Raw genomic sequence first — 24,241 nt, 5'->3', positions numbered from 1 at the left:
TCTGACCCACGGCCCGCCGAAGTGCTCGACGCCAACAAGGACGATCGCGATGGCCGCAGGCCATCCAGTTGCGGTCGATAACCTTGGGCCATGACCAGTATCGCCTCAAGTCTGGAGCGACGAGGCGGTGGGCTCTTCGTGCACAGGGCCGGCGGCAGAATCCGGTTTCATCGCCAAGGCCAAAGTCAGGGCCGCACACACACCCTCGATGCTGACGGCGAGCGTCCAGCCAAGGACCACACCTTGAAGTCCATCAAGCCTCGCGCCCATGACTACGAAGCACAGCTCCAGCAGCCCGCCAAGTGCGAACCAGGGAGATGCCTTGCGCATCCTGTCACCTAGCCGCGCCAAGGTGCAGGCATGAAATTTGAGCGTTGATCCCAGCAAGCTAAAGCCCAGGAAGCGCAGGCTCGAACCGGCGATATCGATGTAGGCTCGATTGAAAACCGCAAGAATTTCTTGCGAAAAGGCCAAAACCAAGCTGGCGCAGACCAGCGAAAAGAGCAACGACGTCGTAAGCGAGACAATGATGTTGTGCCTAAATTGTTTCGGGCTTGCTCTGATCACTGGGAATAGGACCGTGGTCATGGCTGCGGGCATCAACGAGGCCATGGAGACCAGCATCCACAACGAAACGAAGGCGGCATTGATGGACGGCGACAGCAGAACCAGCACAAGGTAGGGCATGATGACGCTCGGGGCCTGCACGGTCACATCGAGCGCGTAGTGGTCGAAGACCTTGCGTCGCAGCGCATGGAGCAGCTGGAAATCGGGGGGCCCAACGAGGTGACGCGCACCGCCACGGGTCAAGAGATCGACGCCGATCCAGGACGCCAGCAGGCCGGCAACCCAGGTCAGAAGAATCCCGGCATTGGAGGCGTAGCCGGCGGCGGCCGCGGCGGCGATCAGCATCAGCTTGAACGTTGAGAACAGCACCTGCCGGATCATCCTGCCGGTGCTGTGCAGGTTGCCCAGGAACGCCTGATCGCCCACGAAGCTAAGTACGGTCAGAGCGCAGCCGAGGACGAATGCAGCGCCCTCGAACCATCCGTTGATCGGCCTAGTCAGGCTGTTGCGGGATGCCTCCCCGAAGACAAACAGCAAAGCCAAGCCGACCGCCAGCGCCACCCCGACGGACGCTGCTGCGGCCACGAGGCCGCGCTCTCTGCCCGGATGCCGGACGATTTCGCCTATCAGCAACGTCCCGAGCCCGGCCTCCCCCAGCAGACCGACGAGCCCCATCACGGATAGGAGCGCGGCGGCGTTGCCTATCACCTCCGGCGAAAACAGCCGGGCGGCGATCCACCAATAGATAAACCCAAGACCGGCCGTTGCCATCGTTCCGATCGCCAGAGCGCCGGAATTCGCGAACAGCGTGGCGCTATTGTCAAGTGCCCGCCGCACGTAAACAATCGCCGTCAAGGCGAGATCTACGGACATGACGGCTCTCCTGAACCTTGCTGCGCTGGCAGCTCGGATCTGTTGGCGGAGGAGCGCAGGACGTCCCGGTAAATCTCCTCGATCCGGGTAACGACCGCTCCGGCCTTGACGCGCCCGACCCTGGCGAGGCTTGTCGCCTCGAGTCGGGCCAGCAAGACGCGGTTCGCCAGAAGTGTCTGCATCGCGCGGGCGAGGGCGTGCGCATCACCGGGCGGCACCAGAAGCCCTGTTTCGCCATGATCGACGAGATCCGGCATCCCTCCGACGTCGGTTGCGACGACTGCCTTGCCGGACGCCATCGCTTCCATGATGACCGTCGCGCAGGCTTCGGGCCCCGCCGATGGCAGCACGCCGAACAGTGAGCGCCGCCATGCATGCATGACGGCGGAATGCGGCCACGTGTTGAAGACGCGGACGTTCGGCGGAAACTCGGTTGGCGTATCGGCGACCCGGCGGCCAATCAGGATTAGCTGCGGCGCCCGCTCCAGGGCGGCATAGGCTTGCAGGAGAACGTCGATACCCTTGAGTCGCATTATGTCGCCGACGAACAGGATGAAGCCATCTGCGGGCAGCTCTCGCAGGCAGGGGTCCTCCGGGCCAAGCACCCCGACGTCGTCGGGCACGAAGTTGGGGATGACCTCGTAGAGAGCGCGGCCCTGGGTGAGTCCGGTGTTACGCGCCACCGCGTGGCTCACCGCGATGAAGCGGTCCACCACGCGCCGAGCGGCGAAGCTCGACGCCCAGTTGCCCAACGTGGTCACGCTCGCTTTCGCGGCTCCGTAATGGCTTGTGGCGCAGTGCACACACTTCGCTGGCCCCGGGCCACTGCAGAGATTGGCGCCTAAGTGCATGAAATTTTTCTTGGCGCAGACAAGGCCGTAGTCGTGGAGCGTTACCACGAGGCGTGCTCCACTCAGAACCTTGAGCGGCAGGAAGGACGCGTAGATCCAGTTATGGGCATGAACGATGTCCGGCCTCTCCCGTGCGACCAGCCGCCTCAGGGCCAGCACCAGTTCAGGATCCGGGAAGGGCGGTGCATGGCGGCGCTCGGTGTCGGTGTGCAGGCCTGACAGACGCTGGAGCGTGCCGCGCAGGCGATACACGCGGACCGCTCCGTCCAGCTCGGTTTGGGGCGATCCGGGATGCATCAAGGTCCCGACGCTCACGTCATGACCCCGCTGCGCCAACGCCGCGCCAAGGTTGCGGACATGCCGCTCCTCTCCTCCTATCACCGGAGGATAGAACTGCGACAGCAGCAGAACGCGCATGCTCGAGCCTTTTCAAATGGGCGGCACCACCGTCGAAACGCTGCGGTAAAGCCGGTTGTCTTCCAGCCGATAGAGCCGGGCCTCGGCCCTCTGGCGAGTTGCCGAGACGGGCCCCTGGATGTCCCGTGCCCAGGTCTCGCCCGGCGCGATGCCGATCGATCGGAACGTGGCGAAGGCTTGTCCCTCGATAATGATTTCAAGGTCGAACCGTTGAGCTTGCGTTTCGGCGCTCCGCACGGCAACGGTGAGGCGGCCGGGCTCCCCATCGGGCGATGGCAACATCCAGAACTCGGTGTATTTGAATTCGCGGTACGCCGCTTCATCCCGGACGGCCAGCGCATAGGCTCCGGTCGCCACAAGGACCGCTAACGCCATCATAGCTCCCTGCCAGAGCCGGACCTTCGCCGGAGCCGGCCAGGTTGGCAAACCGGGAGTGTCGCGGCGGCCGGCGGCCACCAGCGCCCCGGCGGTCGTCACGGCACATAACCACACCGCCCAGCCGAGCGGGGTGAGGAAGCCTGCAGCGTTCAGGGCGAAGCCCCCGCCAATGCCGGCAGCGAGGCTTGCTCCGACCGCGTAAGCGAGGTGTTGCGAAACGGAGGTGGTCCTTAGGCCAAGGGCCCGTAGCACTGCGTGGCCCGAGACGAGGAACACCATGGGCGCGCCCAGGACGGTGCGGAGGATCAAGCTGTCGCTGACCGCAACGGCCGCCACCGTGGCCCCCGCCCACAGACACGCGACGGCAAGGTCCCTGTTGCTAGGAATTCCCATGCAACCCCCTCACGTCGTAGATGACGATCCAGCCGTTGTCGTAAATGCGGGCGACACCCTGGATGTCATTGAACTTGAGCAGCTCTGCGCCCGTGAGCGGCGTTCCCTCCTGCACTTCCCACGGTTCAAAGTAGAAGCCGAGCACCGGGGGGGCTGTGGACAGGCGCAGATCCACCAATAGGAAATCGATGTCACTCCTCGCCAGGGCGTAAAGCTCGTCGGCCCCGAGTTCCTCGCCCTCGAATATGCGCGCGCTATAGATGCCTTCGGCGATCTTGATCCTGGCGTCCTGCCGGCCGTAGGTGGCGAGCAGCAGCCGATTGATACGGTCGGCGGTAAAGCGGTTACCGGCACCGAGCCATTCCTTGGTCCAGCGTGCGGTTTGGATCCCCATGGGCTCGATTGATTCCTGATCTGCCGCCACCCTGTAGCGCCCATGGATTGGATTAAGCGAAGAGCTTGTGACGCCGGCCAGGACGATGACCGTCAGAGCAACGGCCGGTGCGCTGCGGCGCCACCCGCGCGATGTGCGGCCCTGCCAGAAGTAGACGATGCCTACCGCGACGACTAGCCCGACGGCTATGAACACGAATGTTCCCATGCGGTTGCCGATTTCCCATCCGGCGTTGGTCAGTCGGAAGGCCACCGAGACCGGGAATCCCAAGGCCAGCAAGGTGAGGAGCACGATGCGGCTGTCGCGCCAGTTCCGTTTGAGAATGTCTTGGATCGGACGCCAAGCTGCCCGCGCGCCACTCGGCGCTGCCAAGGCCAGCGACCGAAAGAATCCCGTCGCCAGTCCGAGTGACAACAGCAGGATCGCGAACAAGGTGGTCAGCCGCATGCCGAGGGGCTGGGTCGGCGCTCCAAGGTGCTCCGACCGTGGGGTGGGCGCGCCCAGGATCTTTCCCAGCAATGTCTTGAAGCCGGTTTCGGCCACCGGGCCGAGATAGCCTGTGAGAGCGTCTCCATGAGCCCGTACCCATAGCAGTGGCAGGGCTATGGCCAGGAGCGCCGTAAGGCCCACGACGGTCCTGGCATGAGTCCTCAGGGGACCATGCCGGCGCAGAACCTCTAGTGCCGCCAGCGCTCCGAAATAGATGGCGGCGAAGGCGGCTGAGAGATGATGCGTGACCGCGAGGCTCGCCAACAGCAAGGTAATCAGCCCGAGCGCCTTCAGCCTCGGTCGCCGGATGAGATCTTTGGATGCTGCTTCAACCGCGAAAGCCAGCATGCACAGCACGATGCCGAGGCTCTCATAGGAGAACATCGATTCGAATTGGGCGAAGGTTGAGCAGCCCATATAGGTCAGGCAAGCGATGGCCGAGATGCGCTGCGACCCGGTGATACTTTCGAAGAACAGAAACAGTGCGCCGATGAATGTGCCCTTGAGGATGGCTATCAAAAGCGTTCCCGCCACAAACAATGGCAATCCCGTCAGATTGACGATCGCCATCGCCAGGATTTCCAGGGCGGGATAGGTTGGCCCGATCGGGAGAAGGGGGTTGGAAAGGAATAGCCGGCGGGCCGTGATCAGATCATCGGCTGCGATTCCGTGCAAGAACTCGTCGTAAGCAATGAAGCCCGTCGGGGAATAGGCCACCTTGCAGCAGAACAGGGCTTCGGCAAGCAGGAACAGGAGGAAGAGGCGCTCGCCCCGAGCTAGCATCGGGCAAGCGATGCGAAGCGTGATTGGGACGACCAGAAGGACTACACCGGACCAGAAGAACAGCGGCGCCACCTCGTAGTCCCGGCGCCCGGCCGCGTGCCCGACCACGACCAGGAGCAGGGCCGTGGCGACTGTCAGACACAGAACCGCAATCCATCCGTTATTCGCCTGTTGCGAAGGAGCATCGGCGCTGCCGCCGCTCAGGTCTGGACCGATAACGGCCGCGACGAATCGTATTCCGGTCTGGAGTGGGTCGACCATGGTTCGCGCGATGAAAAGAGCCGGTATCATCAGCCTCATGCCTCCGTGGCAGGAGGCCACGACATCATGGCGCCGGGCGGCAAATGGACCGTGGATCGGCTGCCCAGGACATCGTCGTAAACGTCGCTCAGCGCTTGCGCGCAGGCATCCCAATCCGGTAACGCTAAATCCGGGATCTCGCGGCGGGCCTCCAGTTCCTCGGCCATGGCGGCGGCCAGCTCTTCCGGCCCGGCATTGCGCGCAATCGCCCGGCATAGGCCATTGGCGGCCAGCTCTCGCAGACCGGAGGTGTCGCTGACAAGGACCGGACGACGCAGCGACAGGGCCTCCATGACGGCGACAGGATGGGCTTCGTACTCACTGAACAGCACGAAGAGCGCGGCGCTCGCCAGAAGGTCTGCCATTTTCTGCCGCTCGGATCCGGGGATGCCCGCGATAGTGACGCGCTTCTCGAGGGCGAGCATGTCGACGAGGCGCCGCAATTCTCCCTCATACGAGCCCATTCCGACGACGTGCAACCGAGCGTCGGGCATCCGGCGGATCAGTTCGGGCAAGGCCGCAATCGCCCGGTGATGGCCCTTGTAGCGCTCCAGCCTGCCGCCCGAGACGATCAGGTGCGGGTCGACCTTGACGCCGGGGCTCGCGGCCGGCATTGCGGCGCCGTTCGGGATGACGACAAACCGCTCGCGAGGCACGCCCATTCTTGCGCTGAAGAAGTCGGCCTCGAATTCGGACACTCCAATCAGTCTCGCGGCGCGCGTCACCAGGGGTCGTAGCAGCGCGTGCTGGGTGCTACGCAGGGCATTGCGCAATCGAGAAGAGTGCCCGCCGCTGTGGAACGTGAGGACGAATGGCAGGTCTCCACGGACGGCAGCCAGCAGCCCGATGGGCACCACGAAGGTATTATAACCTTGGAAGTGGATCAGATCCCAGACGCCTCGACGAATCGCGGTAAAGATGCCGGGCGCTACATAGAAATCCAACTCCCTCGGCCAGGCCGGCACCCGCAGCACGCGCATGCCACGGACTTCCTCCTTGACCGGCAACTCGCCTGAGGGGTCGGTGGTGAGCACGTCGACCGCGTGGCCACGCGCCACCAGGCGCGGGCCGACCTCATGGATGTGGGTTTCGGTGCCCCCCATGAAGGGATGGCAGCGAGCGGCAACCATCAGGATTCGCATCGGCCTCGTCCGTATTCACTGTGCGCTTTCGCGTTTGGCCGCTGATGTTCATGGGTAGCCATAGGCAACCAGCGAGACCGGCGAGAACACCTTCTCGCGCAGGATGGTCTTCAGGACTCGCCAGCCATCCGGGATGGGGCGCAGATTGCTCGCGCCGCTGATGCGCGGTGCTTCGAAACTCGCCACCTCGACGATATTCAGGTGGTTCTTCAAGGCCCGCACGTTGATGAGGGTCTCGATCTCGAAGCCATCGCAATCGCAATGCAGCGTGGCGACATGCTTGGTCCAGAAGGCGATGTATCCGTAGCAGAGGTCGGAGAACGAGCCGCCGTAGAGCAGCCGCACGATCCCCGTCAGACCCTGGTTGCCGAGCATCCGGAACAGCGACATGTCGTCGGTGCCGGCGCCCTGGAGGAAACGTGAACCCTTGACGAGATCCGCGCCCGCCATAAGCGCACTGACAAAGACGATCGCCTCCTCCGGAACCATGGAGCCGTCGGCGTCCAGCATGACGATGATGTCCCCTGTGGCGGCCCGAAACCCTGCTTGCAATGCGGCGCCCTTACCTCGCCTGGGCTCCATGACAATCTTCACGTCCTCGCGCATACGGCGCGCAACTGCGACCGTATCGTCCGTCGAACGACCGTCCACGATGATGACCTCATGCGCCCAGTTGGGAATGCGGGGCAGAAGCCAAGGGAGGTTCTTGGCTTCGTTGAGCGTCGGGACGACAAAGGTGACTCGGGGCAGAGCGAGCGACGGCCGCAGCGCAATGCCGATTGGGTCGGGGGCCGATACGGCACCGCTGTGGACCGCAATACTGACAAGGGCATTCATGGCATCACCGTGCGGTCGAGCGGGCGGACCCGGGGCGCGGGTTGGAAGCGCGCCAGGACTGCGGCCAGGTGCCCAGCGAGATGCCGGGCCGGGTGATAGGTCCCGTACACGAACCGACACACGGGGCCGAAGCTGTTCGCGGAGGCGGGACCGATAAAATGCAGGCCCGGCACCGAGGTTTCATAGTGGGCCGACAGCTGCGGCGCGCCCTCGACCAAGCGGATCTGGCGCAATAGCGTCGGGTTCAGGAAACCTAGCCGGGCAACATCGACCTTGTAGCCGGTCGCGAAGATGACGTGATCGGCCCGCATCGAATGCCGCGCACCACTTGCGTCGATCAAATCGAGTAGGACCTTGCCGTCGCAGGCCTCGGTGCTCTGAAGGGCACGACCGAGCCACACAGGCACTCTCCCGATAACCCGGTCCTTCATGAAAGCGCCGCCAAGGGGGCCCAATGCCTTAATGTTGGCGAGCCGGACTCGCAGATCCTTCGATAGAAGCCTGATCAGTTGCGGATACTTGGCGCAAGCCGCCAAGGTCCAGCCATTGCCGATGCCGCTCATCGGGGCGGTGGTGCGCTCGAACAAGGTGCGGGGGCGAGGCTGGCCGGCGAATTCCAGCTGCGATCGGCGAACAACTAGCGAAACCGAGACCCCGCGTTCGTAGAGCAGCGCTGCCAGATCAGACGCTGATGATCCGGATCCGACCACTATGATTTCCTTGCCGTCCAGCGGCTCCAGCGAGCCGAAGTCACCACTATGCGAGAAGAGATCGGTGGGCAGATGCGCGGCCTGGTGCGGCAGTCGCTTGAAGGAATGCAGGCCGACTGCCATTACCACGCGGCGCGCATGGACTATCTCGCCGTCATCGAATGTGGCCCGAAAGCAGCCAGCGCTGGGCTCCAGCGCCATCAGGGTCTTGCGCTCCACTGCGGGCACGTAACGCTTCTGAAAGGCTTCGCCGTACTCGATAAACCGGCTGAGCGGAAGCGGCATCAACTGGTCAAAATAGGGAAGGGCGCGTTCGGTGCAGAAGGTCTTCAGTGCGAATTCAGATCCGGGATCGGACAGATTCGACGCCCAAGGATAGGATTTGAGCAGCATACCGGGGGGCATGTTGTGCTTCCATGACCCCATGAGCTCCCCGAAAATCCGGTGCTCCACACCACGCGCACGCAAATGCGCGGCCAACGACAAGCCGTAGGGGCCAGCTCCGATGACCGCGACGTCCACGGAGGGGGTTGATTTGACCATTGTGCAGACTCCCCGCGCATTGAAACAATATTGGAGAGAGAGAAAGATTATTCCCGCTCACCTGAATTCTCAAGTATTACTGACGTTACGCTGCAGGGATATCACTATAGATGGTTAGGAGGCGCGACAGATGGCTAGCTCTTTGTGGTTACCCCCTCAGGTTGCCCGGCCGCACCACCGGCGCAGAAGGTATGGCAGCAGAACCCATCACCTTCGACAGCAATGTAACAGCTCTGCCGGCCGCTACATTCAAACCTCCGACATCGCAAAAACGCCATCGAGGACATTCATCGCGCTCTGCCCGGCCGTTCGCAGGCCGAGTGCCGCGGGCTGACCAATGTGCCAGATGGACAATTAGCCTGGACCTGGCATCCGCCAAAACGGAGGCTGCCCACGCGCCTCGGATGTGGGTGCGTCGGGTGCAAGCAGCCCATACGAGGTCGCGACCTCGCGCAAACCCCTGACATGACCGAAGAGGTCGATCACCTCCAGGCCGGATCGGCGGTTGTAGGTATGGCATCCGAACGTTCCGGACCGAATGCGACCGACCGGGGTCTGGGCAAATTCCGACAAACCGAGCGCATCGATCCGGCAGAACGTCACCGCGTTGCCATAGCCGCGTGCACAGTCCTGGACCGGGCGTAGCGTGCGCCCGCCGCGTCGGATGAAGTCACCTGCGGGTCGGCTAAGCGTGGCATCGATCAGGACCGGGTTTGCGGCGTGAGGCTTCCAGGGTCCGACCAGGCTCTCGGCGCGGTAGAGGCTGAGGACATCCCATGACGTAGACCGCCACAGCCTGGGGCTGACGAAAAACCAGAAGCCGCCTTCGTGGCGAAGCGGCGTCGTGTCGTAGGCCTCGATGCCGTCGATGAGACAGGCCTCCCGCGTCCACCGGTACGGGAATTCCACGGCCCTATAGAGGCTGACATTCCTGGCCGCGCCCGATTCGGGTATCATCCAGATCTGGCCATCCTGCTCGAACACGAACGGGTAGGAGAGATGATGCGGCTCTTCCAGGACGATCTGCGGCGCCCCAGCGGTCGCGTGCCGGCCCACTGGCACGACCGCAATGCACCCTCGGTTCTTCGAGTAAAGGTACTTTTCGACAAAGATGAAATCCCGTCCTTGGTGCCGGAACGGGAACGGGTCGGCAAGATAGCCGTCGGTACTTCCGGTGAGCACCCGAAAGACTGCTTCGCCCTTCTCGATCAGGCTCGACGTTTCATCGAAGCGCCAGCCAATACCCCATGCCCTGCCGCCTCTTGCCAGGTTATCCAAGAACCTGACTGCCTTCGATGCCACGGCGCCGGTCGCCCATGCAAGGGCCGGCAGCGCGCCAAGCGAAGGCACGGTGGTCTGTCGACCGTGCACACTGGACGCAGCGCCAGCGTGTTCGCGCAAAGCTTTGAGAATGACCGTCACAGCGCAGGATAGCGCGCTGTTGAGACTCACCGTGAACACTTCACGGTCTGTACTGGCCGGACGCGCCATCCACGGCTGCGACGGGCGCGCCGTATCGTGCAGGTTGACCTGAAGGTCTTGATCATTCGCCAAGGCCGCCATGACGCCGATCTCGCTGGGTACGCCGTTGAAGAGCGGCGTCAGCACGCGCGGTCCCGCCGCGAGCGGGTCCTGTCCGCTCAAATCGATCATCACGTCCACTTGGTCGGCCGGGCACGGCGGAAGGGATCGCAGCTCCGCCTCAACGGGGTCGGTGGCGCCATTCCCGCGAAAGCCATAGACTAGGCGTTCCAGGTCGAGCACCAGACGGCAGATCAACGGCAGCGGACGGCAACCCGCCGCGAAAGCGCAGAAGACCTGGTCGCCGGGCACTTCAGCGAGCGCTTCCGCCAACCACAGATGCCAGCGCAGAAGCCGCGACGAATCGAGACACAAGCAAATGCGCATTGGTGTTCTCATAGCGGATTTCAAAGGAGGTCGGTTCACGGCTTTGATGACGACCACCTCGGGTAATCCGCTTTTTCAAGTCTCCGGGGCAGGCCCGCGAGCCAGGGCGGCAGATAAGCAGCAACAGCTTGCGCCACATTGTGGGGATAATGCACCAGGGCCGGCAGCGGATCGTCTCGGCGCCAGTAGCCGTCCACTACGACCGACAGAGGTGGGATCGGCTTCGCGCCAAAGCGGATCCGCTCGATCCATGAACCCTGCCAGACCACACGAGAGTCAACCGGGCCCGCCGGCAACGGCTGCAGGTCGAGTTCGTGCCGATAGGCTGTCAGCGGGATATTGACGCCGGCGAGCGTCGCCGCCTCCTCCTGCCAGTCGGTACGCCCGACCGTCGGCTCGATGATCAGAAAGCGACCACTCCTAGGCTCCCACTTGTACTCGACGCCGCCGAATCCGAAGTAGTTCACCTCATCAAGGAAGCCTTTCGTGGTGCGCTCCAACTCCTCGTTTACTGCGGCCGTGCAGAACGCCGTGCTCCCGGTTCCTGGCGGCGTGCTTGCGAGCTTTTGCCCGGTGAACGCGCCGAGGGTCTCGCCGTTGCGTCCCCGGTAGAACAGGCAAAAATAGATACTGTTGTCCGGTCCCTCGATGGTCTCCTGCACCAGGACCTCGCCGGCCTGAGCCAACAGTTTCCCTGCGGCCGAGAGGGCGTCAGGGTAGGTCTGCGCTGAGATTAGGCGTGGAGCATGCCCCTCGTGGAAGTGGCGCTTGTCGGCGGGTTTCAGAATCATTGGCAGCCTGAGCGAGGTGATCTTGCGAATATCCGCAAGGCTCCGCACGACCACTCCGTTCGGCACCGGCCAGCCGTGCTCCCAGGCGCTCTCGTGGAACTTGGCTTTGTCGTGCAGCATCAGAACAGTATCGTGAGCCGGGAGCCGGAAGTGGTAAAGCCCAGCTAGTTCTTTGCGGTGCTCCGAGATCGAAAGAAGTGCCAGCTCATCCGTGATGACCAGGAAAGGCTGCTTGCCGATCCGGCTCTGGAGATCGCGCAGGAAGCCCACGAAGCTCGGACCATGCAGGGCGTCAGCGAGGACCGGGTGAGCGTAGCGCGACCAAAGCGCCGGGTTCGAGCGCTTGCTGTCGACCACCCAAACGGGCATTCCGCCCTTGGCGAGGCTGCGGCACACCCCGAGCCCGTTCAGTTCCCCACCTATTACTAATGCTGGGACTCGCCAATCCGAGGAGCGGGATACTTGGCTGGGAGTGATGTGTGACAGCACGGTTCCATACTCTGGCGACCGGTATTGGCCAAACACCACTATGCCCGATCGAAGCTGGGCTGTGCGAGGCCAGAGGGGGTAATCCTTAGGGGGAGATTGCACTCGCTGTCGGGCGAGGGTCACATGTTGGGATGATTATCGACTGGCAACGGGCGAAACTCACGCTGCGCAACGCCTGTCTGCGTGTTCTGGCGTTGGCGTTGCTTTCCGCTCCGGCAGCCGTGAGCGGAGCGGATAAACTGTCGGCAACATCCTTCATCAAGACTTGCGGCACGCAGTTTACGGTCGACGGCAGGCCGTTCTTCGTGACCGGCGTGAACAACCACTATTTGACCTTCGGGTCGCAGGACGAGGTCACTCGCGTTCTCGATGACGCGGTAGCCATGGGCGCCAATGTTGTTCGCGTCTTCCTCTCGCCCGTGATCGGTTCGCTCGACGGAAGCACTGCTACGATCTGGAACTGGCGGCTTGAGGGCGATGCCAACGATCTCGCGGTCAGAGGCACATACTTGCTCTCCTGGAACCCACGCGAGAACGGGATGGCGATCAATGACGGCGCCAATGGCATGCAGAAGGTTGATTTCCTTATCGCCGAAGCCGGCAAGCGACGCCTGAGGCTCATCATCGCTTTCCTGGATTTCTGGGCCTACACAGGCGGCGCGCAGCAGATGCGGGCGTGGTATGGGAGCGCGGACCAGTCCACGTTCTTCTTCAATGACCCGCGCACGAAGCGGGACTACAGGATCTGGGTCCGCCACGTCGTGCAACGCGTCAACCTGCTCAACGGGCTTGCCTACCGGGACGACCCGACCATCATGGCTTGGGAGCTGATGAACGAAGGTAATGCGCGTCCGGAGGCTTTGCGGTTGGCCTGGATTGACGAAATGTCGAGCTACGTGAAGTCCCTCGATTCCAATCATCTTGTCAGCTCAGGCAACGCCAACGTTTTCGAGAAGCTAGCCGATTTGACGATCCCGAACCTCGACTTCGGGACCTGGCATGGGTACCCGCTCTACTACAAGCTCACGGTCCAGCAATTCAACGACATGATTACCGGGTTCTGCCATCTGGCGGCCCGAGCCAAGAAGCCGGTCCTTCTGGAGGAATTCGGCTATGCCCAGTCCAATCCAGACTCCGCCCGGGCCTACGCCATGTGGCTCAACACGCTCACCCGCGATCCCAACTGCGCCGGCTGGATCGTGTGGCGACTGGTGTCGCGGCAGGACAGCGGACGTTATCCCGTCGACGAACATGACCAGTTCGATATCCGCAATGACGGAAGCGCGCGCTGGAACATACTCCAAAGCGCGGCGGCTCGGGCCACACAGATTCGCAAAACCATCCGGGTCTCAGAAGCCATCCGGGAAGTCCGATGAGCGAGGTCTCAGTGGTGATCTGCGCGCACACGCTCGACCGCTGGGACGAGTTGAAACGTGCAGTCAGGTCTGTCCGCACTCAAACGCATGCCCCGCGTGAAATCGTAGTGGTTGTGGATAACAATGAAGCCTTGCGAGAGCGCGCTGCTCTCGAGATTGCGGGCGTCACCGTCGTCCCCAATGCCAACCAACCGGGCTTGTCAGGCGGGCGCATGACAGGGGCGGAATGCGTCACGGCCACGGTGATCGCATTTCTCGATGATGATGCCGTCGCCGATAAGCACTGGCTGGAGGAGCTATTGGAGGCCTATCGCGATCCAGCCGCGATGGGGGCAGGTGGCCCGGTTGAGCCGCTATGGCAAGCGCCGCCGCCGTCCTGGTTCCCTGACGAGTTCCGCTGGGTGGTCGGCTGCACCTATGTGGGTATGCAAGTGCGGAACGGGCGAATCCGCAACCCGATCGGTGCCAACATGTCGGTGCGTGCCGACGTACTGTGGCGCGCCGGTGGCTTCTCGTCGGCTCTGGGGCGCCGCAAGCTCGGATTCTCAGTCAGCGGCCGGGCGAGAATCGGCGGCAAGGCCGAGAGCTGCGAAGAGACGGAATTCTGCATCCGGGCCGCCCACCTATATCCTGGAGGATACTGGGCGTATATGCCGGCGGCGCGCGTGCACCACGGCGTGCCGGTCCAGCGCACCACGTGGAAGTATTTCGTCCACCGCTGCCTCGTCGAGGGCACGGCCAAGGCCGTGTTGACGGACCTCGCAGGGTCAAAAGATAGCCTCGGTGCGGAAGGACGCTACGTCCGGGAGGTGCTGCCGCGCGCTGTGGCGAGCGCCTTAGGGGCGGCAATGTGCGGTAACGTCGGCGCTGCTCGGCGGGCCGTGGCGATCATGGCGGGGCTCGCCCTGACGGCTTCCGCTTACGCCATAACACGCCTCAGCGGAGTGGCCGAAGCTTTATCGCGGCATCTGCTATCGCGGGTCCGCCTTCGGAGAGCTTAGCCGGCGCCGATGCAAGCATTAGTCGGTTAGCCGATAGGGAGGCGTGTATCGGCAGCGGCGACAAACGACGACGATCTGCCGCTGATGCGGCGGTAGAAGAATGGTCCCCATTCGCCCTTGAGATCGACGAGTTGTTCCTGCGGCACCCCTTCATAGGCTCGCGTCAACTGGCGCAGCTATTGTCGATGCCAAGGCACTGGTGAACCGCACTCGGCGGCTTCCTCATGCGCCTGATGGGATCTCGGCGCCGGGGCCTAAATTCAAGCAGAACACGTCTCCCCGATCTGCTGCGCGGAATGACCGACCGGGTTTGGTACGATTCGCGAACGCGGCTTCGAAAGCTCCGGCGCGCGCTCGTCGGAGTAACCTTCGCAACAACGATGCGGATTCTTGCCCGGCTGGATGAGCGGACTTCGAGCAGTGTGAGACGGGCGGCTCGATGCAGTTGTTAAATGCAGGCTTCCGTTGAAGAGCTGTTGATATGGTTAACTCGGCCCCATTCTCGCCGCAAAAGGCATTAAGGTCCGCCAAGGGGCGTATATGATATTGCAATCGGGGGGTTGCGTATGGAAAAGCTACACGTGAGCGAAATTGGAAGCGCAAACGCTTGTGTTTAACTTAATGAAGCCGGTGTAACTAACAAGAAATTCTATAGCTGAGGGGTCTACCATGGCAATTCTATTCGGCAGGCCTGGCGGAGCACCGCCCGGACGAGTTGCGCCTGAATTGGATCAGGCCGCGGCGTCCATCGCCTTGCGTGCGTCTTCCAAATCTCCGCTGGTTTGAAATCTGCTCGCGGTGCGTAGCCACGAAACATGCGGTGACGTCGCGCGTCTTGGTGATGCGGGGTGGGGCAACCCCCTTTTTTCAATGTCAAAGAGGATCATCGAATGACTCTTTCCGCACCCGCAGGCTTTGCCTCTAGCGACCTCGTCTTCGAGGACAGCTTCTCCGGTACGGCGCTCAACAGCGACTGGAATACCTACATCACCAGCAATTCCGCCAACGGCTGGCCATGGAATAGCAATGGATCGGGAGGAAGCACGCCGGGCGGGCCATATAATGCCGACTATGATATGCCGAGCCAGATATCCGTGAGCAATGGGACCTTGAACCTTACGGCGATTAAGCAGCCCATCAGCGGCATTAATCAAGGTGGAGTGGCACAAACATTCCCGATCACGTCCGGCGCCCTCAGCAGCTACGGCAACTTCGAATTCAACGGGGGCTACCTTCAGGTCAGCATGAAGGCGCCGAGCGGCGACGGTGCATGGCCAGCCCTCTGGCTGATGCCGGGCAAAGGCGCCGGCAGCAGCGGCGACAATTTCGAGATCGATATGCAGGAGGGCGGGTATACCGAAAGCTCCGGCCCGGCCGACCATACCTTCAGTGGTCACCTTCACGGCCCATCTGGATTGGCCGGGGCGAGCGTCGACAGCGGTGTCGACCTTACGGCCGGCTTCCACACCTACGGGATCGACTGGGTGCCCGGTCAATCGATCACCTGGTACCTCGACGGCAAACAGATGGCGCAGGTCACCAGCGCACAGGCCCAGATTCCGAATGAGCCGATGGAATTGATCATGAACAATTCGGTCGCGAACTCTAACGCGACCGGGTGGCATACGGCTCTCGACAGTTCGACCCCTTCGTCGATGCAGATGCAGGTCGACGAGGTGCAGCTCTATCAAAAGGCAGGTAGCGGCGACACCGTCACCGGCGCGAACGTCCTCAACAGCGCTGGGACTGCCCCTTCCGACACTACCACCACCAGCAGTACTGGGACTGCCGCGTCCGGCACCACCACTCCCACCAGCGATGGTGTTTTTTATGGTACCAGCGGCGCCGACGTGATTCACGGAACCGCCGGCGCCGACACGATGGTCGGCTATGGCGGCAACGATACCTATTATGTCGATAATGCTGGCGACAAGGTGACCGAGGCGGTGGGCGGCGGTACTGACAAGGTTCTCGCCTCGGTGAGCCATGCGCTTTCAGCCGGCTCGGAAGTCGAGCTTGTCGCCACCACGAACCCCACCGGCACGACTGCAATAAACCTGACCGGCAACGAGTTCGCCCAGACCATTCAAGGCAACGCCGGTGCCAACATCATCAACGGTGGCGGCGGTAGTGATGTGCTGACCGGTTTTGGGGGTAGGGACACCTTCGTTTTCAATACCGCGCTTGGCAGCGGGAATGTCGGCAAGATTACTGACTTCACAGTCTACAAAGACAAGATTCAACTCGACCACACCGTGTTTGCGGAGCTCCATACGGGCAAACTGCCAGCCGCGGCTTTCTCCACTGGTACGGCCGCGCATGATACATCCGACCATATCATCTACGACAGCTCGACCGGTGCGCTCTATTACGACAGTGATGGCCACGGAGGCGCATCCCAGGTTCAGTTCGCCACCCTTTCTGCGGGTCTCTCGATTTCGTCATCCTCGTTCTTCGTGACCTGAAGCAGCAATGCGGATAATTACGTCCCGCGAGAGCCTATCGTCGCCAAACACGAGGAGTGAACAAACTGCCCTTCCAGGCCTGTCTCATCCGTCGAGTGCGGATGCGCCGGCTTGAAGAGATCATTGGCGGGCGTAGTCGTCGAGTTCCAACGCGCCGGCCACATAGCTATAGGCGGTTGACGGTTGCATCTAGCCGATGGTCGGCATCACCATTCGGGTAAGGCCGTGCAGACGGCCTCGGCCGGCAGCCGCAATCGCATGCCCGATCGGCGACGGCGGCGGCACCTCGAGCTCGGAGATCACGGCCCCGACACCGATTTGGCGGTGCACCTTGCCGCCGATCTGACCCCGAACATCGCCAAGGCAGGCGGAAGGCGATGCTCAAGCCGGATCATTACCTGCTCGGCGTCGAGCTGATCGATTGCCTATCGACGAGCGCCGGGCCATTCGGACAGCTGACCGACAATCTGTTGGCCGGCGATTATGTGCCCGGACCGGCAGCCATGCCACCGACGCCGCAAATCGATGGCTTGCCGATCGGCGCCCACCTGAGAGCCGCGAATCGCCTTGCCGCCAGCGTTGGTGCCAAACGCATTCTGCGTTAGCAGCACATTTTCACCTCGCGCACCGCCAGCCAGCGGAGCTTAATTTCGCCTGCGCAGCCTGGTTGGCGACACCAGCGCCGTCGCTTTGGGTACTTTCAGTAAAGGCGCTCATGCAGGAAATCGCTCTGACCACAGAGGCGCGATTTATGGACCCGTCAATTGGGTCACGCCCGGACCTGAGCAGCACTACCGGACGGTTCTTGATTGAAAGCTCGCCGGTTTGCGATCCTTTGTTGCGTCAACTAAACAACACCTCGTTCTAATTGCGTGATATGCGCATCCCGACGGACGCCGTGAGAGCCTTGGACCGGCCACCTACTCCTAATGAGGTATTTTGGAATTCTGCATTCGCGGCGTAAACTGACACGGTCAAAAATTCCATTTATGGAGCCACAAGGAGGCCAAACAAGAGTACCTCATAAGTGTCATAGTTATTAATTCGTGTACCAAGGGAGGCTACCGGTGGTAAGACAGTCCTTTTTGACGACGCTTGTTGGGCCGAGTGGATTACACCGAGAGAGCCTTATTCGAACCCTGGATACATCAAAGTTTCGCGTCGCTTTCTCGGCAGATTCTATTCACGACCTTCTTCTCAAGCCACTGCCGAAAAGCCGGCCGCTCTTGCTTATAATGGACGTCGACTTCCTAAATGGCAGTTCTGTATTAGCACAAATTGCAGATTTAAAGACAAGCCGCCCTGATAGCCATGTGGTAGTGTTGGCGGATAACTATCAGTTGGACGATGTAGCCTCAGCTTTTCGTGCTGGTGCAAATGCCTATTTGACAAAATTCACTGCTTACGAAACTTTCATCAAATCTCTTGAATTAGTATTGCTTGGGCAATCCATATTGCCCACGGCAGTGTTACCATTTTTACCACCTGTCAAGCCAAGTTTGGAACCTGAACATAAACAAACTCCAAGCAACCATGCCGTTATCCCGGAGGACGAGGAGCGCGTGCTCTCGATGCTGTCGCCCCGCGAAATATGTGTTCTCGCTTGCTTAACTGAAGGTAAGTCTAATAAAATCATCGCGCGTAAGTTTCATATCGCCGACGCGACGGTGAAGGTGCACGTGAAGACGATTCTTCGAAAGATTCGAGTCAGCAACCGTACTCAAGCTGCAGTTTGGGCGATGAACAACGGGTTGCTGACCACCGTGTCCAGCCACGCGTGGGCAAGCGATCAATATATGATGGCCGACCCTCGCGATACATGAGATCTACATGCTGATAGGCATTGACCTGCCACGGGTAATTTCCTCCAGCTGAGATTAGAGTCCGGCCCTCTTTTGAAGGACGGACTGATGAAGCGAAGCAGGTTTACGGAAGAGCAGATCATCGCGGTTCTGCGCGAGCACGAGGCGGGGGCGAAGACGGCCGATCTTGCCCGCAAGCACGGGATCTCGGAGGCGACGCTTTACAACTGGAAGGCCAAGTACGGCGGCATGGACGTCTCCGACGCCAAGCGGCTGAAGGCGCTCGAGGATGAGAACGCCAGGCTGAAGAAGCTGCTTGCCGACCAGATGCTGGAAGCTTCGGCGCTGCGCGAGCTTCTGTCAAAAAAATGGTAGGGCCCGCCGCCAGGCGCGAGGCAGTCGCGCATCTGCAGGCCGCGATGGGCCTGTCGGAGCGGCGGGCCTGTTCGATCGTCGGTGCCGACCGCAAGATGATCCGCTACCGGTCGCGGCGTCCCCCGGAGACGGCACTGCGCGGCCGGCTGCGCGAGCTGGCCAACGAACGCCGGCGCTTCGGCTACCGGCGGCTGTTCATCCTGTTGAGGCGCGAGAGCGAGCCGTCGGGCAGCATCAACCGCATCTACCGACTCTATCGCGAGGAAGGGCTGACGGTGCGCAAGCGACGTTCACGGCGGCGGGCCGTTGGCACGCGGGCGCCGATCCTGGTGGAGGCGAAGCCGAATGCACGCTGGTCGCTGGATTTCGTGCACGACCAGTTCGCCTGCGGCCGCCGCTTCCGCGTGCTCAACATCGTCGACGACGTGACGCGCGAATGCCTGGCCGCGATCGCCGACACCTCGATCTCCGGCCGCCGTGTGGCGCGCGAGCTGACCGAGTTGATCGGCCGCCGCGACAAGCCCGGCATGATCGTCTCCGACCACGGCACCGAGTTCACCTCGAACGCCATCCTCGCCTGGTCGCAGGACCACATCGTCGACTGGCATTACATCGAGAAGGGCAAGCCCATGCAGAACGGTTACATCGAAAGCTTCAACGGCCGCATGCGCGACGAGCTGTTGAACGAAAGCCTGTTCTTCGGCCTCGACCATGCCCGCAGCGCTCTCGTCGAATGGGTCAAAGATTACAACACCACGCGGCCACATTCCTCGCTCGGCTATCGAACGCCGGCGACCTTCGCCGCGACACTCACCGCAACCGGCGAAGCCGCTGCACTATTTGGCGGCTCCGCGTCTTCGCCGGTTGCTCAAGCCGCGCTCTACGACGTATCACCAACCGCCGAGGCTCTAATTGCGACTGGATGAAAATTCAGTGGCAGGTCAGCATCTCCAAAGTACGACTCCTATGTCGCGAACGGCACCGGGATGCTGCATCGTGACGAAATCTCATATACATTCACGTTGCGCGCCGCGCGAACGGAGATGACGGTCAAGTGCTCGTCACGAGGTTCTTCACTGTGGCGGAGTTCACAGGGCGAGAAGCGGTTCCGATAGTCCTGCCACGTCCACTGGGCGCGTGAACACGGCACCCCCGCAGTCGTCCGGATCAAACACGCTTGTCCAGTCGGTGCGTCGCCCGGTTGTGGCAAAGAGGGTTTTGAGATTCGGTCCCCCGAAACACACGCTAGTGACAAGGGCAGCGGGTAAATATAGCGACTTTCGAAGGGTCCCTCGCTGGTCAAGGCACACCACTTTGCCTCCACCGTAAAGCGCGCACCAAACGTTTCCGGCGCTGTCGACAGCAAGGCCGTCCGGCATCCCGTCGTCGATCGAAAATGTGAAGAAGATGCGCCGATTCCGGAGCGAACCATCGAGGCCGATCTCATACGACAAGATACGTCGCCCTATCGTGTCGCTGAAGTAGAGCGTTCCGTTATCGGGGGAGAACGCCGGGCCGTTGCAGATGACGAAACCGATATCGGCTATATCGGCACGGCCTTCCCCATTGAGGCGATAAAAAACTCCGTTGGGGTGCGTCTCGGAAACGTCGCAAGTTCCAATCCAGTAGCGCCCGGAGCGATCCACCTTGCTGTCATTATAGACTAGATTCATGTCCCCGTTTTTGGGGTCCGCAAAGAAGCGGGTCGAGCGCGTGCCGGGATCAAAGACATGAAGACCATGATCGATCGCTAGAAGAAGATGGCCGTTATCGACAAACACGAGCGAGCCGATCGTTTCGCCCAGTTCGATCTTCCAGCTTTCCACCAATCCACTGCCCCATTTTTGGCGGCGGACGGTCGGACCATAGAAGTCGATCCAGTAGAGGGCGTTCTCTTCCGGATGCCACAATATGCTCTCTCCCAATCTGTCGTGGGTTTGAGCGCAGATCTGCCAATCCGAACTGCCTGTCGGCATCATTCTCATTCCTTGAGTTAGCTTTTCAGATGGCGGCGCCCTGCAGAGGCCACTGCTCCTAGGAGATTGCCCAGCGTGGACCAGCTCAGTCTCAGTTGCTGACGTGGAAGGTCTCGGTATGGCCGTCGACGGCAATCGCCTGTCCTGTCACCATCTTGGCCGCAGGCGATGCCAGGAAAAGACACATGTCGGCGATTTCTTCCGGACTCACGAAGCGCTTGATCGACTGCGACTGCGTGTACTCCTTTGCAACGACATCAATAGGGAGACCGCGACCATCGGCTTCGGCTTGTATGACGCGCTGCATCCGCGGACCTTCCACGGAGCCCGGACAGATGACATTGGCGCGAACATCAAATGGCCCCAACTCGATTGCCAGGGACTTGGTGAGGCCAATCACTGCCCATTTGGCGGCCGCATAGGGAGTTCGCAGGCCATAGCCGTGAAGGCCGGCGGTCGAAGAGATGTTAATGATGCTGCCTGACCGCTGATCCTTCATCAGGTGAGCCGCACGTCTGACGCAAAGGAAATGGGAATCCAGACAAACGCTGATGCACTGCCGCCAGTCGTCGAGCGCGATGTCTTCCACATATCCAGTCGGCCCTTTGGCGCCTGCATTATTTACCAGGGTATCGACGCCCTCCAGTTTTTCTGCGGTTTTATCGAACCACTGATCGACTGCCTTCTCATCGGACACGTCGGCATGCATGGCGAAAATTTGCGGATGCAACTGCTGAACTTCGCCAAGCGCCCGCTCGTCGACGTCGCAAATGCTGACCTTAGCGCCGCTAATCGCGAAGGCCTTCGCGATGGCCAAGCCGATGCCCGAAGCGCCGGCGGTAATCATGACGCGCTGAACCATTCTTCTCCCAGTGATTAGTTCGCTCTACCGCTCGCAGGGCCCACCTGCCGACGACTTATCCGCTTGAGCGTCAGACTGCCTGGCGCGTCTTCATCGAGAAAGTTCGCCACCGTCGACGACAATGTTGGAGCCATTGACGTAGGAGAATAGTCCGGAGCAGATCGTAACCGCAGCAAAGGCGATCTCTTCCGGCCTCGCGAATCTGCCCATCGGGATGGCCGCTTCATATTGCCTTCTGATTTCATCGGCGCTGGTACCTTCTTGGCGAGCAACCTCGGCTGTAGTGACGGCCACCATCTCTGTGTCGACGCTGCCAGGCGAGATCGTATTAACGCGAATGCCACGTGGTGCCAGTTCGCCCACGAGACTGTCAGACAACCTCAATACGCCGGCCTTGGAGGCGCAATAGGCTCCCCACAGAGGCCACCCCTTAAGGCCGTACTGCGACGCAAGAAGGACGAGATTGCCGCCGCGCCCAAGGTGACGCGCCGCCTCGCGTGCGATCAGGAAAGCGCCAGTCAGATTGACATCGACTACGCGGCGAAAATCGCTGACCGACATCTCGATGATGCTGGAAATAGCAGCAATTGCCGCGGCGTGGACGACGTCGTCGATGGGACCCGCGCTGGCGGCGCCGGAGAAGGCGCTTGCTACGGACACCTCATCGGAGACATCACACTCCTGGACTGAATCAGAGGGCTTGACATCGAGGCGAACGACGGTCGCGCCGGCCCGCTCGAACGTATCGGCAATCGCCTTTCCGATACCTCGCGCTGCGCCGGTTACGATGGCGCGCCGTCCGGCCAGGAGCTGAGGCACCTGAAATTCGGGCCGCGTAATGCGAGGTGAGGGATCAAGCGTCATCGAAAGGCTCCGGCAAAAAACAATCGTGGATGCCGGAACCTAGGGGCCGATAACCATTCCAACAATGGTGCCGACGGTCACCATGATGGCGGGATCAAGAGGTTCCTGGATTTCAAGCGAACGGCCGCGTCGACGGCGACAAGGTCAGTCCTGCATTGCCGCCGACAATTGATGGTGACCGTCGGCACCATTGTTGCCGCGATAACACGTGAAATAGGTTCCGGCACATATCGAAGATCGCTTTGCCAGGAGCCTATGCAATGAAGCCTGACACGCTGCCCAAGTGCTGCATCATCGGAGCCGGTTGCAGCGGCATTGTCACCGCGAAGGCGCTCGCCGAGCGCGGCATCCCTTTTGACTGGTTCGAAATGAGCGACCGCATTGGCGGCCAATGGGCATTCGAAAATCCCAATGGCAAGTCGGCCGCCTATCGCTCCCTGCACATCGATACGTCCAAGGAACAGCTGCAGCTGTCGGATTTCCCTATGCCCCGGGACACGCCGCACTATCTGCACCACACCCAGGTGCTCAAATATCTTGAGTCCTACGTCAAGCATTTCGGCCTATCGGACAAGGTGAAGCTCAACACCGAGATCATCAAAGCCGAACGCGACGGGCAGGGGATATGGCAGGTCCGCTTGAGGAACGGCCAGGTGCATTCGTACGATGCGCTCTTCGTCTGCAACGGGCATCACTGGGATTGCCGTTTGCCGGAGCCAGCCTATCCGGGGGACTTCGACGGGCTGCAGATCCACTCGCACTCCTACCGCGATCCGTTCATCCCGGTGGACTTCAGAGGCAAGAGCGTGCTCGTCGTAGGGATGGGCAATTCGGCGATGGACATCGCCAATGAGCTCTGCCCACGGCACGTTGCCAAGAAGCTATTCGTGAGCACGCGCCGTGGCGCCCACATCTTTCCTCGCTTCCTTCTCGGCAAGCCAGCCGACAAGGGCAAGCTCTACCCCTGGCTGCCGCTTTCGCTACAGCGCTGGGTCGGGCGCCGGATATTCCATTTCGCCGTCGGTCACATGGAAGACTTTGGCCTGCCGAAGCCGGACCACCGCGTTTTCGAAGCGCACGTCTCCGTGTCGGACACGTTCCCAACGCTCGTCGCTTCGGGCGATATCGAAATCAGGCCAGGTATCAGGAAGCTTGATGGGGACAGCGTGGTTTTTGAAGACGGCCGTCGCGAGAACGTCGATATCATCGTCTGGGCCACCGGTTACAAGGTCACTTTTCCATTCTTCGACCCGGCCTTCATTTCCGCGCCCAGCAATCGGCTGCCTCTTTTCAAGCGCGTGCTTAAACCAGGTATCCCCAACCTGTTCTTCATCGCGCTGGCGCAACCGAGCATCACTCTCTTCGCGCTTGCTGATCGCCAGGCAAAATGGATCGCGGCCTATCTGGCGGGCGAATACGCGCTGCCAGCCGAGGACGAGCAGAAACGCACCATTGTCGCCGATGAGAAAAGGCACATGAGCCGCTACTACGCCTCCGCGCGCCATACGATGCAGCTCGACCAGGACATCTATTTCGCTGAGCTGGAAAGGGAGCTTCGGCGCGGTCGAAAGCGTGCGCGCAGCCTTGGCTTCGGACGAACCCGGCTGCCTGTACCAAGACTTGCCGAGCTTGAGTTTTCTTCCGCTGCCGAGTGA

Annotated in this window: 19 protein-coding genes; 7 read left to right on the top strand and 12 right to left on the bottom strand. The window is 61.3% G+C overall.

Annotated elements, in window-relative coordinates; translation table 11 throughout:
• Positions 1-105 precede the first annotated feature (105 nt).
• From FJ974_RS29580 to FJ974_RS29540, 9 genes are all read right to left on the bottom strand, one after another.
• Complete coding sequence (locus FJ974_RS29580; protein WP_140533421.1) at positions 106-1,440, bottom strand: lipopolysaccharide biosynthesis protein; 1,335 nt, start codon at positions 1,438-1,440, stop codon at positions 106-108.
• Positions 1,431-2,708, bottom strand: a complete 1,278-nt coding sequence (locus tag FJ974_RS29575; RefSeq protein ID WP_140533420.1) for a glycosyltransferase family 4 protein — start codon at positions 2,706-2,708, stop codon at positions 1,431-1,433. The genes FJ974_RS29580 and FJ974_RS29575 overlap by 10 nt, the downstream gene beginning before the upstream one ends.
• Before the next feature lie 12 nt (positions 2,709-2,720).
• Positions 2,721-3,422 carry a hypothetical protein gene (locus FJ974_RS29570; protein WP_140533419.1) on the bottom strand — a complete coding sequence of 234 codons (702 nt, stop codon included), beginning with the start codon at positions 3,420-3,422 and terminating at the stop codon, positions 2,721-2,723.
• Between the two features lie 43 nt (positions 3,423-3,465).
• Positions 3,466-5,445: a hypothetical protein gene (locus FJ974_RS29565; RefSeq protein ID WP_140533418.1), complete on the bottom strand. Its 1,980-nt coding sequence runs from the start codon at positions 5,443-5,445 to the stop codon at positions 3,466-3,468.
• Entirely contained in the window at positions 5,442-6,587 is a 1,146-nt protein-coding gene (locus FJ974_RS29560; protein WP_140533417.1) for a glycosyltransferase family 4 protein, read from the bottom strand. The genes FJ974_RS29565 and FJ974_RS29560 overlap by 4 nt, the downstream gene beginning before the upstream one ends.
• 48 nt (positions 6,588-6,635) lie before the next feature.
• Complete coding sequence (locus FJ974_RS29555) at positions 6,636-7,424, bottom strand: glycosyltransferase family 2 protein (protein WP_140533416.1); 789 nt, start codon at positions 7,422-7,424, stop codon at positions 6,636-6,638.
• Positions 7,421-8,677 (bottom strand): NAD(P)-binding domain-containing protein, encoded by a 1,257-nt coding sequence (locus tag FJ974_RS29550; protein ID WP_140533415.1) that lies wholly within the window; start codon positions 8,675-8,677, stop codon positions 7,421-7,423. Before FJ974_RS29550 ends, FJ974_RS29555 begins: the two co-directional genes overlap by 4 nt.
• Positions 8,678-9,031: 354 nt before the next feature.
• Positions 9,032-10,585 carry a hypothetical protein gene (locus FJ974_RS29545; protein WP_140533414.1) on the bottom strand — a complete coding sequence of 518 codons (1,554 nt, stop codon included), beginning with the start codon at positions 10,583-10,585 and terminating at the stop codon, positions 9,032-9,034.
• 35 nt (positions 10,586-10,620) lie between these two features.
• Entirely contained in the window at positions 10,621-11,733 is a 1,113-nt protein-coding gene (locus FJ974_RS29540) for a carboxylate--amine ligase (protein ID WP_140533413.1), read from the bottom strand.
• A 263-nt stretch (positions 11,734-11,996) separates the two neighbouring features.
• Between FJ974_RS29540 and FJ974_RS29535 the strand changes: the two genes are divergently transcribed.
• The 6 genes from FJ974_RS29535 (at position 11,997) to FJ974_RS29510 (ending at position 19,810) form a co-directional block, all read left to right on the top strand.
• Positions 11,997-13,241 (top strand): glycoside hydrolase 5 family protein, encoded by a 1,245-nt coding sequence (locus FJ974_RS29535; protein WP_140533412.1) that lies wholly within the window; start codon positions 11,997-11,999, stop codon positions 13,239-13,241.
• Complete coding sequence (locus FJ974_RS29530) at positions 13,238-14,242, top strand: glycosyltransferase family 2 protein (protein ID WP_140533411.1); 1,005 nt, start codon at positions 13,238-13,240, stop codon at positions 14,240-14,242. Before FJ974_RS29535 ends, FJ974_RS29530 begins: the two co-directional genes overlap by 4 nt.
• Before the next feature lie 890 nt (positions 14,243-15,132).
• Entirely contained in the window at positions 15,133-16,707 is a 1,575-nt protein-coding gene (locus FJ974_RS29525) for a family 16 glycosylhydrolase (RefSeq protein WP_140533410.1), read from the top strand.
• Positions 16,708-17,084: 377 nt separating this feature from the next.
• Complete coding sequence (locus FJ974_RS29520) at positions 17,085-17,312, top strand: hypothetical protein (protein ID WP_140533409.1); 228 nt, start codon at positions 17,085-17,087, stop codon at positions 17,310-17,312.
• A 480-nt stretch (positions 17,313-17,792) separates the two neighbouring features.
• Complete coding sequence (locus FJ974_RS29515) at positions 17,793-18,530, top strand: LuxR C-terminal-related transcriptional regulator (protein WP_181177126.1); 738 nt, start codon at positions 17,793-17,795, stop codon at positions 18,528-18,530.
• Positions 18,531-18,617: 87 nt separating this feature from the next.
• A protein-coding gene (locus tag FJ974_RS29510; RefSeq protein WP_226891680.1) for an IS3 family transposase occupies positions 18,618-19,810 on the top strand; the annotation gives its coding sequence in 2 pieces (ribosomal slippage) (positions 18,618-18,870 and positions 18,870-19,810; 1,194 coding nt in all).
• A 162-nt stretch (positions 19,811-19,972) separates the two neighbouring features.
• Here the strand turns inward: FJ974_RS29510 and FJ974_RS29505 are convergent.
• From FJ974_RS29505 to FJ974_RS29495, 3 genes are all read right to left on the bottom strand, one after another.
• Complete coding sequence (locus tag FJ974_RS29505) at positions 19,973-20,863, bottom strand: SMP-30/gluconolactonase/LRE family protein (protein ID WP_181177259.1); 891 nt, start codon at positions 20,861-20,863, stop codon at positions 19,973-19,975.
• An 88-nt stretch (positions 20,864-20,951) separates the two neighbouring features.
• On the bottom strand, positions 20,952-21,722 hold the full coding sequence (locus FJ974_RS29500) for an SDR family oxidoreductase (protein WP_181177260.1): 771 nt from the start codon (positions 21,720-21,722) through the stop codon (positions 20,952-20,954).
• Positions 21,723-21,812: 90 nt separating this feature from the next.
• Positions 21,813-22,586: an SDR family NAD(P)-dependent oxidoreductase gene (locus FJ974_RS29495; RefSeq protein WP_140537603.1), complete on the bottom strand. Its 774-nt coding sequence runs from the start codon at positions 22,584-22,586 to the stop codon at positions 21,813-21,815.
• 260 nt (positions 22,587-22,846) lie between these two features.
• Here FJ974_RS29495 and FJ974_RS29490 point away from each other — a divergent pair, with 260 nt between their 5' ends.
• Positions 22,847-24,241, top strand: a complete 1,395-nt coding sequence (locus FJ974_RS29490) for a flavin-containing monooxygenase (protein WP_140537604.1) — start codon at positions 22,847-22,849, stop codon at positions 24,239-24,241.

Source organism: Mesorhizobium sp. B1-1-8, assembly GCF_006442795.2.
Classification (GTDB): domain Bacteria; phylum Pseudomonadota; class Alphaproteobacteria; order Rhizobiales; family Rhizobiaceae; genus Mesorhizobium.
Note: the sequence above shows the minus strand (reverse complement) of the source record. Positions and strands in the feature narration are given on the sequence as shown.

Coding starts and splice junctions, on each gene's coding strand:
- FJ974_RS29580 (WP_140533421.1), bottom strand. CDS start 1,440: ATGTCCGTAGATCTCGCCTTGACGGCGATTGTTTACGTGCGGCGGGCA.
- FJ974_RS29575 (WP_140533420.1), bottom strand. CDS start 2,708: ATGCGCGTTCTGCTGCTGTCGCAGTTCTATCCTCCGGTGATAGGAGGA.
- FJ974_RS29565 (WP_140533418.1), bottom strand. CDS start 5,445: ATGAGGCTGATGATACCGGCTCTTTTCATCGCGCGAACCATGGTCGAC.
- FJ974_RS29560 (WP_140533417.1), bottom strand. CDS start 6,587: ATGCGAATCCTGATGGTTGCCGCTCGCTGCCATCCCTTCATGGGGGGC.
- FJ974_RS29555 (WP_140533416.1), bottom strand. CDS start 7,424: ATGAATGCCCTTGTCAGTATTGCGGTCCACAGCGGTGCCGTATCGGCC.
- FJ974_RS29550 (WP_140533415.1), bottom strand. CDS start 8,677: ATGGTCAAATCAACCCCCTCCGTGGACGTCGCGGTCATCGGAGCTGGC.
- FJ974_RS29545 (WP_140533414.1), bottom strand. CDS start 10,585: ATGCGCATTTGCTTGTGTCTCGATTCGTCGCGGCTTCTGCGCTGGCAT.
- FJ974_RS29535 (WP_140533412.1), top strand. CDS start 11,997: ATGATTATCGACTGGCAACGGGCGAAACTCACGCTGCGCAACGCCTGT.
- FJ974_RS29530 (WP_140533411.1), top strand. CDS start 13,238: ATGAGCGAGGTCTCAGTGGTGATCTGCGCGCACACGCTCGACCGCTGG.
- FJ974_RS29525 (WP_140533410.1), top strand. CDS start 15,133: ATGACTCTTTCCGCACCCGCAGGCTTTGCCTCTAGCGACCTCGTCTTC.
- FJ974_RS29520 (WP_140533409.1), top strand. CDS start 17,085: ATGCTCAAGCCGGATCATTACCTGCTCGGCGTCGAGCTGATCGATTGC.
- FJ974_RS29505 (WP_181177259.1), bottom strand. CDS start 20,863: ATGATGCCGACAGGCAGTTCGGATTGGCAGATCTGCGCTCAAACCCAC.
- FJ974_RS29500 (WP_181177260.1), bottom strand. CDS start 21,722: ATGGTTCAGCGCGTCATGATTACCGCCGGCGCTTCGGGCATCGGCTTG.
- FJ974_RS29495 (WP_140537603.1), bottom strand. CDS start 22,586: ATGACGCTTGATCCCTCACCTCGCATTACGCGGCCCGAATTTCAGGTG.
- FJ974_RS29490 (WP_140537604.1), top strand. CDS start 22,847: ATGAAGCCTGACACGCTGCCCAAGTGCTGCATCATCGGAGCCGGTTGC.